This window comes from Streptomyces sp. NPDC085900, assembly GCF_044540925.1.
Classification (GTDB): Bacteria; Actinomycetota; Actinomycetes; order Streptomycetales; family Streptomycetaceae; genus Streptomyces; species Streptomyces gilvifuscus.
In genome coordinates this window covers 149,981-167,168 of the sequence record NZ_JBITSP010000016.1, presented here as the reverse complement: position 1 = coordinate 167,168, position 17,188 = coordinate 149,981, and the positions used below count along the sequence as shown (strand labels likewise).

Annotated in this window: 11 protein-coding genes; 10 read left to right on the top strand and 1 reads right to left on the bottom strand. The window is 71.6% G+C overall.

Translation table 11 applies throughout. From position 1 onward, the window contains the following. Window positions 1-28: 28 nt before the first annotated feature. Window positions 29-556, bottom strand: a complete 528-nt coding sequence (locus ACIGDI_RS39160; protein ID WP_399907025.1) for an LGFP repeat-containing protein — start codon at window positions 554-556, stop codon at window positions 29-31. A 368-nt stretch (window positions 557-924) separates the two neighbouring features. On the opposite strand from ACIGDI_RS39160, the gene ACIGDI_RS39155 reads away from it, so the two are divergent. From ACIGDI_RS39155 to ACIGDI_RS39110, 10 genes are all read left to right on the top strand, one after another. Then, window positions 925-1,659 carry a BTAD domain-containing putative transcriptional regulator gene (locus tag ACIGDI_RS39155; protein ID WP_399907023.1) on the top strand — a complete coding sequence of 245 codons (735 nt, stop codon included), beginning with the start codon at window positions 925-927 and terminating at the stop codon, window positions 1,657-1,659. 241 nt (window positions 1,660-1,900) lie between these two features. Then, a complete protein-coding gene (locus ACIGDI_RS39150; protein ID WP_399907021.1) occupies window positions 1,901-2,569 on the top strand; it encodes a hypothetical protein in 669 nt (222 codons plus the stop codon). A 13-nt stretch (window positions 2,570-2,582) separates the two neighbouring features. Then, window positions 2,583-4,109 (top strand): esterase/lipase family protein, encoded by a 1,527-nt coding sequence (locus ACIGDI_RS39145; protein WP_399907019.1) that lies wholly within the window; start codon window positions 2,583-2,585, stop codon window positions 4,107-4,109. A 24-nt stretch (window positions 4,110-4,133) separates the two neighbouring features. Then, the gene (locus ACIGDI_RS39140) at window positions 4,134-4,859 is read left to right on the top strand and encodes a peptidoglycan-binding protein (RefSeq protein WP_399907017.1); all 726 of its coding nucleotides are present in this window, start codon (window positions 4,134-4,136) and stop codon (window positions 4,857-4,859) included. A gap of 10 nt (window positions 4,860-4,869) precedes the next feature. After that, window positions 4,870-5,547, top strand: coding sequence for a peptidoglycan DD-metalloendopeptidase family protein (locus ACIGDI_RS39135; RefSeq protein ID WP_399907016.1), 678 nt, complete (start codon window positions 4,870-4,872; stop codon window positions 5,545-5,547). 20 nt (window positions 5,548-5,567) lie between these two features. Continuing rightward, window positions 5,568-6,269, top strand: a complete 702-nt coding sequence (locus ACIGDI_RS39130; protein WP_399907014.1) for a hypothetical protein — start codon at window positions 5,568-5,570, stop codon at window positions 6,267-6,269. A gap of 14 nt (window positions 6,270-6,283) precedes the next feature. After that, the gene (locus tag ACIGDI_RS39125; protein ID WP_399907012.1) at window positions 6,284-8,236 is read left to right on the top strand and encodes a DUF6603 domain-containing protein; all 1,953 of its coding nucleotides are present in this window, start codon (window positions 6,284-6,286) and stop codon (window positions 8,234-8,236) included. Continuing rightward, window positions 8,236-11,046, top strand: coding sequence for a hypothetical protein (locus ACIGDI_RS39120; RefSeq protein ID WP_399907010.1), 2,811 nt, complete (start codon window positions 8,236-8,238; stop codon window positions 11,044-11,046). Before ACIGDI_RS39125 ends, ACIGDI_RS39120 begins: the two co-directional genes overlap by 1 nt. Then, window positions 11,043-15,500, top strand: coding sequence for a hypothetical protein (locus tag ACIGDI_RS39115; RefSeq protein WP_399907008.1), 4,458 nt, complete (start codon window positions 11,043-11,045; stop codon window positions 15,498-15,500). The genes ACIGDI_RS39120 and ACIGDI_RS39115 overlap by 4 nt, the downstream gene beginning before the upstream one ends. Continuing rightward, window positions 15,497-17,188 carry a hypothetical protein gene (locus tag ACIGDI_RS39110; protein WP_399907006.1) on the top strand — a complete coding sequence of 564 codons (1,692 nt, stop codon included), beginning with the start codon at window positions 15,497-15,499 and terminating at the stop codon, window positions 17,186-17,188. The genes ACIGDI_RS39115 and ACIGDI_RS39110 overlap by 4 nt, the downstream gene beginning before the upstream one ends.

The window sequence follows — 17,188 nt, the reverse complement described above, 5'->3', positions numbered from 1 at the left end:
CGGGCGGCGGCCGCGCCGCGTCATCGCCTCAGACGGCCTCCCCCACGTTGTCGTCGCCGTAGGACTGACTGTGAACGGCTACCGCGCCACCTGACGGCGTCCAGGAGATGCGCCCGTGCTCGAAGAGGCTGTAGCGGGATTGCGGTGAGCCGCTCTCATCGGAGACCGGGTACCCGAGGTAGCCGCGTTCCCAGCCCATGCTCGCCCACAGGTCCCTTATGGCACCGTGGACTTCGTGCGCGTCCGTCGCCGGTGTCCAGTAGACGGAGCCGCCCTCGAAATGGTTGTAGCGGCCGACGCCGTCAGGAGTGCCCGTCTCGTCGGTGAGGGGATAGCCGAGGAATCCGCGTGTCCCGCCCATGCGCGCGTAGCAGACCCGAATGCTGCCGTGGACCTCGTGGGCTCCGGTCTGGGGCGACCAGAAGATCGATCCGTTCTGGTAGTCGCGAGACCGGCCGCGCCCGTCGGGCTCAGGCATCTCCGCCGCACCGCCCCCGGCATCCACCGGTGGGCCGATCCACGCCACCTGTGTCCACTTGTCGTCTATCGCTGTCATGACTTCTCAACCGGCTTCCCGAATGGATGACACGCCATCAGTTCGCCGACGGGCGCCCTGGTGCCCGTCCTGTCAGATTCCGAGGGGACCGTGCGTCGGCATAGCCTGTGTCCGTCACCGCCCCTTGTCTCGAGTCTGGTCCCGGAGCCTTTGGTCCGCAAACCCGGAATTCCGGCTTGTTCGACCCGTTGTCGTTTCAGTTGCAACCAATTGAGATGACGGTTCAACGGTTTATGCTCTAACCAACCCATTGGCGCATGAGTTGCAGGGTCCGGTCGCACCGGCTGAAATTGATGACAAGGCTCCTGAGAGGCTGCGACACGAGGCCGGCGAGAGTGACCGGCCTCCGCCGATCCGCTGCCCACGCCATGGTGAGCGAGGCGATCAAGTTGACGTCCCCTCCCCGATTGCGCCTGCTCGGCCAGTTCCGGCTGGAGTGTGACGCCAAGCCTGTCGAACTGAGCCGCAACGGCCAGCGCTTGCTGGCGTTCGTCGGACTGCACCGGCGCGTGTGCCGCACCGTCCTGGCCGGGACGCTGTGGCCAGAGGTCACGGAAGAGCACGCCAGGGGCAGTCTGCGCACCACTCTGTGGAAGCTGCCCCGCTGTGACCAGGCGCTGATCCGGTGCAGCGGGGACTCGCTGTCGAGTGGCACGAGCCTGCACGTCGACGTACACGCCTTGGTCGAGACCGCATTCGATGTCGTGCAGGGCTGCGCCCGCCCGTTCGACGCCCAGCTCCCGCCGGGACTGCTCGCAGCGGAAGAACTGCTGCCCGGCTGGGACGAGGAGTGGGTGCTGCTGGAGCGCGAACGCCTTCGGCAGCTGCGACTGCACGCACTCGACGCGCTGGCCGAGACCCTCGTACGAGAGGGGAAGTCGGCGTTGGCTCTGGAGGCGGCGTGGGCGAGCGTACGCTCCGAGCCGCTGCGGGAGAGCGCCCACCGGGCCGCGGTGTCGGCGCACCTCGCGGAGGGCAATCTCATCGAGGCGGTCCGTCAATACCGCTCGTTCCAACGGCTGCTGCGCGAGGAACTGGGCGTCGAACCGTCTGCTCAGTTCACGCGGATGCTGGCTCAGCACGGGATCGTCCTCCTCCGGTGAAGGGTGACGAGTCTTCCGGTGAAGGGTGACGGGTCGAGGGATGACGGGTCGCTGACGACGGGCTGACAGCGCGCTGACGGCACGTCCGTAGCCTCGTTCGCGGGACCCTCGACGCGGCCGAAGGACGACGTGACCGCCACAGCGGCCATCGACGAGATCGTGCGCCCACGGCAGTCGACCTCGACCGGCTTCTCCCCCGACTCAACACCGACTCCATTCGGAGGTCACCATGTCGTGGCGCGTGGCAGCCAGCCTGGAGACCCTTCTGCACCAGATCGACGCGAGCTTTCCGGGACGCAGCAAACTCTCCGACGGCGGCATCGGCGACGCCGCCCACCAGACGCGCGACAGCGACCACAATCCCTGGTATGGGCCCGGGATCGTCACCGCTCGCGACTTCACGCACGATCCGGCCCACGGCCTCGACATCCAGGAAGTCGCAGACCAGCTGCTGGACAGCCGCGACCCGCGGATCAAGTACGTCATAGCCAACCGTCGGATCGCCACCCGCCGCGACTGGCAGTGGGGACCGTACGACGGGGTCAATCCGCACGAGAAGCACTTCCACCTGTCGGTGGTGGCCGATCCGCTCTGCGACGACCCGCAGGACTGGAAGCTGCCCGTCCTGGGCGAGACCCCGGACAACGGGGGCGACGCCGCGACCACCGACTTCGTCACCTGGGGCACCGGAGTCAACGTACGCGCGGAGCCCCGCCTCGACGCACCCGTCGTGACCGTGCTGCCCGGCCCGACACAGGTGACGGTGCAATGCCAGACCAGGGGCGACACGGTCAGCACCGCGGGCCATGTCAACGACGCCTGGTCCTTCGTCCCGCTGCTCAACGGATACGTGTCCAACATCTTCATCGACCACCCGGCCGCCTGGCTTCCGGGCGTGGGTGAATGCTGAACGGGAGGACGGCATGGCACCGGCCACGAAACTGCCCATCGTCTACGTCCGCGGATACGCCGGCAACACCGCCGGCATCGACAAGGCCGTGACGGACCCCTTCTACGGGTTCAACGAGGGCTCCACACACGTCCGTATCGGACCGGACGACGAACCGTCCTTCTACCAGTTCGAGAGCCCCCTGCTGCGCCTGCACCTGGACGAGGGCTACCACATCCTCGTGGACGGGGGTCAGGAGCTCTACCTGGCCACCCACGACACGATCCCACCGGACTCCATCTGGATCCACCGCTTCTACGACACATCGGCGACCACATGGGGAGTGGGCCCTCGGGAGTTCCGGCTGGAGACCGCTGCGGAGAACCTGCTGACCCTGATCGAGAGGCTCAAGGAGAAGTCCGGTGCGCCCGGGGTCCATCTGGTCGCCCACTCCATGGGCGGGCTGGTGTGCCGTTGCCTGATCCAGAAGATCATCCCGGATCTCGGCCATGATCCGGCCGACTACGTGGGCAAGCTGTTCACCTACGGCACCCCGCACGGCGGTATCGCGTTCGACGTCGGCTTCGGCGTGCTGGAGCGGCTGCGTGACGTCACCGGCATCAACGGCGCGGACATCTTCGGCCCGGAACGGATGTACCAGTACCTGACTCCGAAGGCGCTCACCGACCCCGACGGGCCGCCGCACAACTGGGACGCCCGCGCGATGCCCCCCGACCGGCCCTTCGCCTTCCCTCTCGGCCGGGTCTTCTGCCTCATCGGCACAGACCCGACCGACTACGAGGTGGCGCACGGCCTGTCGGCCGCCACGGTCGGGCCCCGCAGCGACGGTCTGGTGCAGATCGACAACGCCTACGTACCCGGCGCACACCAGGCATATGTGCACCGCAGCCACAGCGGATCCTACGGACTCGTCAACTCCGAGGAGGGCTACCAGAACCTGCGGCGCTTCCTGTTCGGGGACTGCGAGGTGAACGCGGAACTCGTCGGCTTCCACCTGCCGCAGCGCGGCAACACGACCTGGCAGTCCGAGGTCCGGCTGTCGGTGCGCGGCCTGCAGATCGTCACGCACGAACGGACGAGCGCCCAGTGGTGCCCCATCCAGCTGTCCGATACCGCGGCGGGCACCGCCGACAGCAAGACATGCGTCCCACTGGTGAACACCTTCCTCAACAGCGGCCTGCGAACCGGCGATTCGGGCACCATGCGGTACGCCCTGCACCTGCGCATCCTGTCGCTGCACCGCCGTGACGGGCTGCTGAGCTTCAACGACCACCTCGAGCAGACCGCCGACTTCGACGACATCCTCGTCGTCGACGTGGGCGGCGGTGACGACCCGGCCGCCATGCCCACCCTCCAGGCCACCTGGAACTCCACGATCAGCGGCCCGATCAGCGACTACCGACCCGACGGCGGCAGCACCCTCGGCGACGAGAACCCCGCTCCCGGTGTCTGGGTCCACAACATCGAACTCCCCGCCACCGCCGCCCCGATCCTCGGGGAGGACGCGCGGATCCGGCTCACCGTCACCCCCTGGGACTGACGGCACGAAAGGAAGCGAGCCGTCATGGTCACCGTCGCGCTGTCCAGAGTCCGGTTCGGTGAGACCAACGAGGACATCCGAACCGTACAGAAGGCCCTGATCGCCCGCGGCCACCCCATCCCCGGCGGCCCCACCGGCTTCTTCGGCGAACAGACCAAAGCCGCCTACCGCGCCGAACAACTCGCCCAGGGATTCACCGGCCACGACGCCGACGGCATCCCGGGCTGCACCTCACTCACCACACTCGGCCACCACGCCCACTTCGCCGTCGACTGCACCCAAGCGCACAGCCCCGGCGGAAACGGGCGGCTTGCCCTCGGCCAGGTCACCTACCACGACCCCCATGACGACTTCGGACAGGCCGCCATGCGCCGCTACGCCCAAAAGGCCTGCCAACTGACCGGCATGGACGAGAAGTTCGGTGTCCCGGCACTGGTCACCATCGCCGGGCGGGAGTCCGCCTACAACAACCCGAAGTACCGGGTGAACCTCAACGACGTCAACGCGCGAGGCCCCAAGGTGGCCGACGGCCACCCGCAGAACTGCTCCCGGGGCGCCACCCAGTGCATCCCCACCACCTTCGCCGCCTACCACCAGGCGGGCACGGCCACCACACCGTACGACGTGGTCGCGGACATGTGCGCCACGATCAACTACGTCCGCGACCGGTACCACGTGGACCGAGCCGGCTCGAACTTCGCGGCGCGGGTGCAGCAAGCAGATCCCCACCGGCCTCCCCGCGGTTACTAAGGAGCCCGTCATGGTCACCGTCGCGCTGTCCAGAGTCCGGTTCGGTGAGACCAACGAGGACATCCGAACCGTACAGAAGGCCCTGATCGCCCGCGGCCACCCCATCCCCGGCGGCCCCACCGGCTTCTTCGGCGAACAGACCAAAGCCGCCTACCGCGCCGAACAACTCGCCCAGGGATTCACCGGCCACGACGCCGACGGCATCCCGGGCTGCACCTCACTCACCACACTCGGCCACCACGCCCACTTCGCCGTCGACTGCACCCAAGCGCACAGCCCCGGCCAGGGGCGAGTCCCCTCTCCGGTCCCGAACCACAAGGTGACCTTCGCGTTCTTCGCACGGGGCCCCTACGCCTGGAAGCCCGACGGCGTCGGCCGTCACACCGGCGAGGACTTCGCCGCCAACACGGGCGTCCCCGTGGTCGCCGTGCGCAACGGCACCGTCGCCTGGTCGAACGGCAACGGCGGGGCGTACGGCCAGTGGATCGGACTGCACGCCGACAACGGCCATGTCTACACCTACTGCCATCTGTCACAGCGACAGGTGAAGGACGGTCAGAAGGTCACCGCCGGACAGCAGCTCGGCAAGGTCGGTGCCACGGGCAACGCGACTGGACCGCATCTGCACTTCGAGATGTCGAAGGGCTCCAGTTGGTCCTACGGCAGCGTCGCGAAGCCCAGCTGGTGAGCGGCCGGAGGAGGCCCGTGATGGCGCAGCACAATCCCTACCAAGTCCCCCCGGAGACGGGTGAGTTCATGCCGATCCGGATCAGGGGCTGGCAGAACGGCTACGACGCGGGCATCAGCACGCCTCCGGACGTACCCGCGACGCCGCTCGTCCGCAGCCCCGCCTACGCGCGGGCCTGGGCCCAAGGCGCCGTGGCCGGCAACGCCGACGGGCGTCGTGAGGGCTGGCGGTGGGCGTACTTCGACGGGGCCGCCCGGCCCGATCCCGGTGAGGGAGCCGGAGGCCCGTACGGGCCCGGGGACAGCGGCGAACGACTTCCGCCCGAGAGTGCGAGCTACCAGCAGAGCTGGCCCTGCGTGGGCGAACTGCCGTTGCGGGTGGTCCTGGCGCAGTTCGCCCTCGGCAGCGACGACGAGAACGGGCTCACCGGCACGCTGCTCGCGCAAGTCTGCGCGGACAAGGGCGTGGACCGGCTGTACCTGCCCGTCGGTCTGTCCTCTTCCGGTTCTCCCGCACAGCCGACGGGTGATCCGCTCGCCGACGCCGGTTACTGGCACGGCACGGTGTCCGAGTCCTTGACGGAGGCCGGCGAAGCGGCGTTCCAGTGGGTGACCTCCTCCCGGATTCCGCGTCACGTCGGCCTCGTACGGTACGAACCCGCGGCCGAGCACCACTTCTTCGACCTCCTCCCGGAGGGCAGCCGACTGCCCCCGGGCCGCTGACGGCGAGGCACGGCATGGCTGGAATGTTCGGGCTCGATCTGGAACGGCTGGCCGACGACCAGCTGCCCACCACCGTGGACATCGACAGTCCGCTCCCCCCGGTCCGACTGCGGGGCAGGCTGCAGCGACAGCAGTTCCGCTCGTTCTCCGGCGTCCTGAGCGCGGCCATGCCCGCCACGACCGTGACCGCCTTCGGGCAGCTGGACCTGGCGGCGCCGGGCGGGCCGGCGTTCATCGCGCTCATGGGCGCGACCTTCCCCGACCCCGGGCTGCAGCTCGGCCTGGGGTTCTCCCTCAGCGGCGTGGGCGGGGTGGTGGGCGTCAACAAGACGGTCGACCGAGATGCCCTGATCGCTGCCATCGCCGACGGCACCGCCGGTGACCTGCTGTTCCCGCCGGATCCGGTGAAGGCCGCGCTGCGGGTCGTTCCCCGGCTGTCGGCGCTGTTCCCGACCGCGCCGGGGCGGATCGTCGTCGGGCCCATGTTCCAGGTCTCGTGGGGCGACCGGATGGTTTCCCTGTCGACGGCCGTGATGGCCGAGGTGCCCGATCCCGTGCGCCTGTCGCTGCTGGGCATCCTGCGCGTCGCCGTGCCCGACCCGGCGGTGCCCCTGATCGATCTGAAGGCCACTTTCGCCGGGCAGTACGACAGTGCCGAGCCCAGCGCCTTCCTCATGGCGAGTCTCACCGGCTCGCACATGGCCGGGGTGCCCCTGGACGGCGACGTCCTGGTCCTGAGCCGTGGCGGTGCCGACTCGACCTTCGTCCTCAGTGCGGGCGGCTTCCACCCGGCGTACCCCATACCGCGCGGCGTGCCCGCACTGCACCGGCTGTCCATGAACCTCTCGCCGGTGCCCTGGATCCAGCTGCGCTGCCAGGCGTATTTCGCGGTCACCAGCAACACCGTGCAGTTCGGGGCACAGCTCTCCCTGGTCGCCGAGATCGCCGACTGCGGGCTGCGCGGCCAGTTCGGACTCGATGTGCTCATCCACCTGGAGCCCAGCCTGTCGTTCACGGCCCAGATGCGTGGCTCGCTGGCGGTCGAGGTGTTCGGCGAGACTCTGCTGGGCGTCGCGTTCGACCTCACCCTGGAGGGACCCGCTCCCTGGCACGCGGTGGGGCGGGGAAGCATCGACCTGTTCCTGTTCAGCGCCTCCTTCGACTTCGACCAGCGCTGGGGCAACCCGCCGCCCGCCCTGCCGACCCCACCGGCCGACCTGGAAGCCCGGCTCAGGGAGGCGTTCTCCCGCCCCGACGCGTGGAGCGCGCACCCGCCGACCGACCTGCGGCGTTCCCCGGTACTGCTGTCCCCTTCCGCCAACCGGCTGATCGGCGACGGCAGTCGGGTGCACCCGCACGGCAGCCTCGCCGCCCGGCAGCGGGTACTGCCCTTCGGCGTGGACATCCAGCGGTACGGCCGCTCGGCCGTCGAGCCCGCCGAGCGCTGGGACATGGCCTCCGCCACCCTCGGCGCGGCGAACGCGACCGGCGGGACCACGGTGGACGCGTTCGCTCCCGGCCGGTTCTTCAAGCGCAGCGACGACGAACTGCTCGGCAGCCCCGCGTTCGAGACCTACCGGTCGGGTGTGCGCCTGGTGGCCGACACCTCGGGGCCGGCCGACGGCGCGTTCGTCAGGGCCGGCCTCGACTGGGAGACCAGGATCGTCCAGGATCCGGTGCCCGCGCTGCGGCCCGAGGGGCTGCTGCGGGCCGTCCGGATCGCCGCCCTCATGGAATCCGAGCAGGTGGCGGCGGCCGCGGGCTCCGTCCGGGACGCCCACTGGTGGCCGGCCGTGACCGTCGGCCTGCGTGTGTCCGCCGAACCGCCGGTCGTGGCCGCGGACACCTGGGCGATGGTCGCGGCCGACGAACCGGCCGGCCCTGCTGCCACCTCGGCCGAACTGCGCAGGAACCTGGCCGGTGAGCCCGGGATGCGCGCGGTGGAGGCGTGGGAGGTGTCGGGCTGATGGCCGAGGAACTGGAGTTCGCCCCGTTCATGCAGAGTTCCGTCGGCGCCTCGATCGAGAGCGACGTACCGAACGGGCCGGCGCTTCTCGAACCCCGGCTGTCCCTGGCCGGACCGGGCCGCACGGTGGACATGACGGCGCCGGGCGGTGCGCTGCGCATGCTCGGCCCCGAGGGCGTCGTCGGCATCGACGCCCGGCACGTCCTACGGGTCGATCCACCGCCGGGCATCCAGGACACCGAGCCGAACTACATGCCCTGCATCGAGTTCGACGTACCCGAACTGCCGTGGCTGTTCACGCCCGCACGGCCCGCCGGCGACCGGCTGCGGCCCTGGCTCGTACTCACCGCGATCGAAACGGACGGCCATCCGCTGCAGAACGGCCTGCCCCTGCCCTTCGTCGACGTGGACGCCGCACTGCTGCCCCCGCTCGAACAGTCCTGGCAGTGGGCCCATGTCCAACGGCCCGCCGGCCGGCCCGGACCGCTGACGTCACGGCTGCTGTGCCCGCTGCACCTGAGGGCGGACACCGCCTACACGGCCTGTGTCGTGCCGGCCTTCGCCGGCGGGGTGACCGCCGGCCTCCAAGGCGGATTCACCGACGTCGAGCAGCACGGCGACGCCTGGCGGCACGACCAGGGCACAGTCCGGCTGCCCGTCTACCACAGCTGGCAGTTCCGCACCGGCGACCCGGGAGACTTCGAGCAACTGGCCACCTCCGTCGTACCGTTGTCCGACGACGAGCGCGCCGTGCTGACGGGCCGCACGGTCGACATCGCCGAACCCTGGCCGAACGGCGCCGCGCTCGCCTCGGACGGGCCGCCCGGCGCCCGGCAGACCATCACCGTGCAGGGTGTGCTCAGCCTGGTGGACAGCCCTCCCGAGCAGGCCGGCGCCGCACTCGCGGACTTCGCACGGCGCGTGCGGGAGCACATCGCGCAGGGCACCGGGGACACCGTCGCTCCGCCGCTGTACGGCGGTCACCCCGTCGTGCGCGATCGGGTCGAGGAGGGCGAGCGGGGCTGGCTCGCCGAGCTGAACCTCGACCCCGAGACACGGATCGCGGCCGCTCTGGGAACCGGCTGGGTGCGCGACAACCAGGAATGGCTGATGGCCAGAGCCTGGGACCAGGTGGGCGTGGTGCGCGAGGCCAACCGGCTGCGCCGCCTGGCCGCCTTCTGCGGCGAGGTTTCCGCCTCCGTGCACCGGCGGTCCGTGCAGAACCTGTCGCCCGCCGAGTCCCTCGGCATGGCGGCCCCGGTCAGCGAGCGCCTGCGGACGGACAGCGGGCTGCCGCTGCGGACCGAGGTGGCGGTCAGCCCCGCCCCGGACGCGCTGGTCACGCCGGCCCTGCAGCGGCTGCTGCGGCACCGCGGCCCGGTCGCCCGCCGGGCGGAACTGGACACCGAGTCGTACGTCCGGCGCACCCTCACCGGCGACCTCCTGCCCCCGCTTCCGGCCGCGATGGTGACACGGCCCGAGCCGTCCACGCCGCCGGCCCAGACGCAGACACCCGACCTGGCCACCACGGTGGACAGCGCCCTGTACGCCACCGCGACCCTGCGGGACACCCACCGGATCAAGGTCATGTCGGCGATGGCACTCTCGGCCCGGACCAACGACCTCGGCGCTCAGGCCGACACGCTGGGCGCGATGCTCACAGGTCCGACCCTGGCCGTACAGCCCGACGGTGACCTCGGCGCCGACGAGCTCAGGAGGTTCCGGGCGCTGTCCGGTCCGATAGGGCCGCAGATCGCGGACCAACTGGCCGCCTCGTTCGCCGAGCACTCCGCGGACCAGGCGCTGAACGTCCCCGAACAGGACGTCGCCCTGCCGGCGCAGCCCTCGATGGACGACGATCCGGCGGCACACATCCTGGAGTTCGGCGTGCCCGTGGACGCGGACGGGCTGCAGGGGCGACTCGCCCAGGCCCTCGACCCCGGCCCGTTGCTGACCGCCCGCCTGGACAGCACCGTGACCCCGACGTCCGAGACCCCGCTCGACCTGCCGCCGACGGTCGCCGATCCGGTGATGGCCTGCCCCGACTTCCCCGCGCCGCTGGCCATGGCCCTCAAGGACACCGCTCCCGAGTGGTTCCTGCCCGGATCCGCCGACATCCCGGACGACCGGGCGGTCCTGCTCCGCGCCAACGCGCCCTTCATCGCCTCCTTCATGGTCGGCGTCAACGACGAGATGAACCACGAGATGCGCTGGCGCGAGTACCCCACCGACCTGCGCGGCAGCCCCTTCACCCACTTCTGGCCGCGTCCGGACGGCGAGCCGGACATCCCCCCGGTGCACGGCTGGCTGCCGGAACTGGGCCTGGCCGCCCAGCTCACCGGCAACGCCGGCGGTGTGGACGTACTGCTCATCCGGGGCCGGCTGGTGCACCGCTACCCCAACATGATCGTCGCGGCCGTGCCCGCACGGTCCGTGACCGAGAGCGGCGACCTGGCGGAGGACACCTGGGAGCGCCCGAAGATGGTGCTCACGCTCGACGAACGCACCTGCGCCTACGCCTTCGACCTGCCCGGCGACATCCACGACTGGTGGTTCGTGCTCGCCGAGAACAGCTACCGGATGCGATTCGGTCTCGACACCACCGCGCAGGAGTACCAGCACTGGTCGGACCTCATCTGGCCCGTGGGCGAGGGAGGCTTCGCCGATCTCGGAGCAATGCCCGCGCTGCCGGACCAGGAACGCGACCATCCGCCGTCGGCATGGAACGCGGCGACGATCGCCATGGTGACGTTGCAGCGGCCCTTCCGGGTCGTCACCTCCGCCCGCAACCTGATCGGAGCACCGCGGTGACCGTGAACCCGGATCTGGCCAAGGCCCACCGCGCCGTCAGCGACGCCCGGCTCGCCCGGGACTGGTCGCGCGCCGGACTCGCCATGTACGACAAGCGCATCCAGTCCGGGGAGACCGGTCTGGACGCCGAACACCTCGCACAGGGCCAGCAGGCGGCCACCGACGAGACCTCCTACCAGGCGGCCCGCGAGGCGTACACCGAGCTGGCCCAGGAGGAGCCGCAGCTCTGGCCGCACGAGAGCGCCTCCGACCCGTTGCTGCTGCTCCCGCTGCGTCTGGAGACGGTCTACCGCAACACCGGGGAGGCCGCGCTGGAACTGTGGATCCGTGCCTACCCCGACGAGATCCACGTCGACTCCCACGAACCGGCCCTCACCCCGGCGGAACGTGTCGCCGCCGAAGCCTACTGGCGCGAGGTCTGGGCCGCTGGACCCAACCAGCAACGCCGCAAGGCCGCCTGGAGCCAACTCGTCACCACCATCGGCCCCGGGCGCGCCGCGTGGGCGGTGCAGGCGCTGCGACCGGGGCTGCAGCAGCCCCCGTCCACGGAGACCCCGGCCGGCGGCGACCCGCCCTCCCCGGAACCCTGGTCGGTACAGCCGCCGCAACGCGACGGCGCCTGGACCCGGCCCTCGCGCAGCACCGTGCTCCCCGACCGGCTGGTGTTCTCCGGTTACGAGATCGTCGGCGACGGGCAGATCGGCCTGGTCTGGCGGCAGGAGGGCGCGCCCATCCCCGAGGCGCTCGACGTGGGACCCGGCCCGGACAGTCCAGTTCCCCCGGCCTGGCTCTGCGACTTCGAGGAGGCCGTCCGCGTGGGCATGGGCGTCAAGGTCCCCGTCGAGGGGGGCATGCGAACCGACTTCCCCCTGGTCACCGTCACCGGGGTGCGCGGCGGGACCTCCGAGCAGACCTCCGCGCTGATCGGCTCCCTGCTCGACGCCCACCGCTGCACCGACGGCCTGTCCGTGCTGCCCAACGGCACACCGACCAACAACACCGAGGCGACCAGGTCCGCGTGGCGCACCCGCATGCCTCCGCCGAGCCCCGAGCAGGCCGACAGCCAGCGCGCCGCGTTCGTCCCCGGCAGCGCGCAGGCCGCCGCCCGCGTCGCCCGGGCCCTCGGCCCCTCCGCCGGGCGCGTACTGGCCCAGACGACCGACGGCCTGTGCGACGACGACCAGGACCTGCTGCTGCAACTGCACGCGGCGATCGGCGCCATGGCGGCCTCGTCCACCAACTGGATGAACTACGACGGTGATTCGCAGGTCGACCTGGTCTTCCTGGTGTCACACTTCGCCGAGTACGTACGTGCCCGGGGCCCGCTGCCCACGCTGCGCGTCGGACGGCAGCCGTACGGCATCCTGCCGGTCACCTCGATCGACCTGTGGCACGGCACCGAGGTCGACCTGAGGATCCTCGACCACATCCAGGGCTTCCGCACCTTCGCCGAGTCCCAGGGCTGGCGCTGCCCGAGGGTCGGCGGCGGGGGCGACTCCGACCAGGTCATCAACGACATCCTGCACCGGCTCCCCGCTTCCCGCCGACTGCGTTTCGTCCAGCAGGAGCCGGTCACCCCGCCGTTCCAGCCGGCCCCCGACAACCCGATCGGCGGCATCCCGTACCTGAGCGGCTTCGCCTGGCAGCAGCCGCCCGACCCCGAGGCGCTGCCACTGCCGCTGGAGTTCACCGTCGCCGGCGAGACCACGCCGGAACTCCAGGAGGTGCTGAAGAGCCGTCCGCTGCGTACTCTCTGCGACCTGTGGGGGGAAGAGGCCCGTCTCACCTCCCTCCATCAGGAGATCCCGGCCGAGCTCGGCGAACGGATGCGCGAGTTGGCCCCCGCCCTCGACAACGTGGGGAGCGGCCGGATCGGGCTCTGGTACCACCTCGCCATGATGGTCCTGTGGCTCTACCGCTTCCGGCTCGAGGAGCGCTTCGACTCCGGCGGAGCGGTGGATCCCCTGGTCGCCCTGACCGACGGCAAGGTCACGGCCCAGCCCGGCGCTGTCCCGCAGTTCTACGACTGGGCGGCCATGGCCTTCCGGCAGCTCGCCGCGACCGAGGACATGGCGGGCACGGACCTGCCCCGCCTGGAACGGCTGCTGTGCGAAGTGCTGGACACCCAGGCCCACCGTCTGGACGCCTGGATGACGTCCGTGGCCACTGCCCGGCTGACCCGCCTGCGCGCCGACCGCCCCGACGGCACCCACCTCGGGGCGTACGGCTGGGTCACCGATCTGCAACCTCGGGACTCGGCGCAGCAGCCCGTACCGACCGACCCGGAGGACGCCACGGAGGACGGCGCGAACGCGGCGCCCGAGGGCAACGGCCAACCCCGGGACGACCAGGAACCTCGTGACGACGGCTATCTCGTAGCCCCTTCCATGCATCACGCCACCACCGCCGCCGTGCTGCGCTCCGGGTGGCTCAGCCACGCCCACGCGGAGGCTTTCGGCATCGATCTGCGGGCGAGCCGGGTGCGCCGTGCGCTCGCCCTGGTGGACGGCGTCCGATCCGGCCAGTCCCTCGGCGCACTGCTCGGCTACCGTCTCGAACGCGGTCTGCACGACGCCCAGTTGGACCAGTTGATCGCCCTCTTCCGTGCCGCCTACCCCAGCGCGCACGTTGTCGACCCCGAGGCACCGCACAGCCAGGAGGCCGTCACCGCGATGGCCGCCCGGGACGTGGTCGACGGCCAGGCCCTGCTGGCCGACTGGACGGCACACGGCGGCCAGTTGCAGGACCTCGACTCCCTCACCTCGCAGCTCACCGACGCGACACGGCCGCTGCTGGACCGGGCGAGCCCGCTGGTGGCCGATCTGGAAGACGCCGTGGACGCGGTCGGAGACCTGCTGCTCGCCGAGAGCGTCCACCATCTCGTCGCGGGCAACCCGATGCGCTCCGGTTCGGCCGCCGACGGGATCTCGCGCGGCGAGAACCTCCCGCAGGACTTCGAGGTCGTCCGCACCCCGCAGGCCGCCGTCGCCCTGAGCCACCGCCTGGGACTGCTCGCTCCCATCACCGGGACGGGCGGCTGGCACACGGACCGGCCGCTGGCCGCGCTCGAACCGGCGCTGGAACGCTGGTGCGAGCACCGACTGGGCGAAGCCTCCGGATGGAGCTTCGGCCTCGGCGACCGGGCCGCGCCCACCACCGTCGGCCTCGCCGACCTCGGACTCTGCGCCCTGGACGTGGTGCTGGACGCCGGAACGGCCGAGACGGACCGGACGAGCGCCGCACCCGCGGGGACGTACGGCACGCTGATGCAGCGGCTGCTGCGACAGGCACCGGCAGGCGCGAGCGTCACCGACTCCGGTGCGGCCCGCTTCGCCGAACTCCGGCTGCTGTGCCGCGGCCTGGCCGACGTGCTGCGCGCCGGCCGCCCCTTGCTCGTCACGGATCTGGATGCCGACGCGGGCGACGACTGGGGCAACGCCGACCTGGCCGAGCTCGCGGCGCGCGTCACCGCCTGGCACGGGACGGTCGCATCCGCGCTGGCTGGACTCCGCGAGGAGATCAAGTCGCTGCCGGGGACGGCGCAGCAGGTCGCCCAGGAGCTGGACACTCTCGCCGACTGCGGGCTCCCGAACGCGGCGCCACCGGCCACCATGTCCGCGGACGACCGGACGGAGACCCTGCGCGCCCACGCCGCCGCCGTCCTCGACCGCTTCGAAGCGACCCCGCTGCCCGACCTCCCCGGACCGCCTCCCGAGGACCGGTCCGCCGTCCTCGAGTGGGTCACGGCGCTGCGTACGGCCGTCTCCTCCGTGGTCGGCCGGTCCCTGCCCCTGCTGCCGACGCTCCGGCTGGCGGCGACGGCTGCCGGCGCGGCCCTGTCCGGGCCTCCGCAGGCAGCCGAGGAGGACACGGTGGCCGACTGGCTGCTGGAGATGGAGCGGGTCCGGCCCAGGGCCCGGACCTTCGGTGACGCGCTGACGGCCGCCGAGGTGCTGGCCGAGACGACGGCGTGCGCCGCCACGGTGGCCCAACTGCCCGCCGGGCAGCAGTGGCTCGCACGCGGCCCCGCCCCCCTGCCGTCCCGCACCCGTCCGGCCCCGCGCCACTGCGCGGTACTGCGCACCGACGGCCCCGCCGATCCCGGGCAGGTCGCCGGCCTGGTCGTGGACGCCTGGACCGAGAGCGTGCCCGAGCCCGCCGCCGCGGCGTCCGCGGACGGCCAGGGCCCGCAGGCCGGCCATGAGACGCGAGAGGAGATGGGCGGGCTCGCCTTCCACTACGACCAGCCCGACGCCCGCGCTCCGCAGGCGTTGCTGTTGGCGCTCCCGCCCGACCGCGGCCGCGGCTGGCGCATGGAGGACATCCACGCCGTGGTGGAGGAGACCTTCGCACTCGCCCAGATCAGAGGCATGGACTTGAACGACTTCACCGAACTGCGCGGCCTGCTGCCGGTGCAGTGGACGATGCCACCACACGGATCGGGGCTGCTATGACCATGTTCCGTTACGAGCCCCTGCCACGCGACACCGGCATGGAGGAGGCTCTCGCCGCCCGCACCGCGGATGCCGCGTGGTTCCTGGCCAGGCAGTACGCGCTCGGGGAGTTCCGGGGCGACGACGCGGCCTCGCCGGTCTCGGTCTCGCTCGCCCGGGAGACACACCGGCTGGACGGCTGGCGGAGCGGCGCGGCTGGCGGGGGCGAGTGGCTGCCGTACGACCCGGCGACGATGGTGCTGGAGGAACTGGTCGAGAGCGAGCCCGTGACCGGCCCCGACGCCCGGCTGACGCTGTCCGGAGCGCTGCGCTGGCAACGGGCTCTGGTCGCCGCCGGGTTGATCGCACTGCTGCCGGCCTTCGCCAGGGTGTGCCCGTTCGCGGCCGAGGGCCCGTTGGCGCCGACCGGTCTGTCCGCGACCGTGCGCGGGCGGCTGCCCGACCCGGTCGCACTCGCCCCCTGGCTGGCCCGCCTCGCGGAACGCGACGAGACGGCCGCCAAGGAGTTCGACGCCCCTGCCACCGCCCTGGACGCTTTGGCCACCGCCGCGGCGACCTGGCTGTCCTGGTGGCACGCCCACGTGCCGACGGACACACCCGTGGGGCCCCCGAAGCCGCCGCCGTCGTGGAACGCCCGCCGCATGGAGTACGCGTTCGAGGTCCGCGCCTCCAGCCTCCCGGGTCTGGAACTGCGCGCCGAGGAATACCGCGGGGGCCACCTCGACTGGTGGGCTCTCGACGGCCCGGTCCAGCCCCTGCCGGTCTCGGAGGCCGCGGTGACCCGCGACCGGCGCAAGATCGTCCCGACCCCGGCGGTGTACGGCGGCATGCCCGTCTCCCGGTTCTGGGAGATGGAGGACGCCCGCATCGACTTCGGTTCGGTCGACGCCTCGCCCGCCGATCTGGGCCGGCTGATGCTCATCGCCTTCGCGACGGTCTACAACAGCGACTGGTTCTGCGTCCCGCTGCCCCAGCCCGTCGGTTCCCTCAGCAGGGTCGTCGACTGCACCGTCACCGACGTCTTCGGCGGCCGAACGACCCTGCGGCACGCCACGGCCGACGATCCCGTCGTCTGGAGCCTGTTCGGTCTGGGCGGCCCCGGCGCGAGCGGGGCCGGCGGCATCCCGCCCGCCTCCGGCATGGCGCAACCGCCCTCGCCCTGGTTCTACCGGCCGGCCGCGCTGCCTGCGGGGCTGGAGAGTCCTCCCATCGAATCGGTACTGCTGCTCCGCGACGAACAGGCCAACCTGGCCTGGGCGGTGGAGGAGTCCGTCGCCGACCACGCCGACGAACGCGTCGACCGCTACGACCGCTGGGTGGCCACCGCGCCGCCCCCGGCACCGCCCCCGCCCGACGGCAGTCCGCGCTACCGCGTGGTCACCGAGGTGCCCTCCCACTGGTATCCGCTTGTGCCCCAGGTCCTCGCCGACCACGAGTCCGTCCGGCTCCGTCTGGTGGGCCTGGCCCGCGGTGACGGCACCCCGCAGCCCACGCTGGGACAACTGCTCGGCGAGACGGACTGGCTCTACGAGGAGGAAGTGCCCCGCTCCGGAGCCCGGATCGAGCGCGCCCGCCAGTACACGCGTTGGCAGGACGGCAGGACACACGCCTGGACCGCGCGCAGCAGGGGCAGCGGCACGGGCGGCGGGTCGAGCGGGCTGCGTTTCGACGTACTGGAAGGAGGCTGA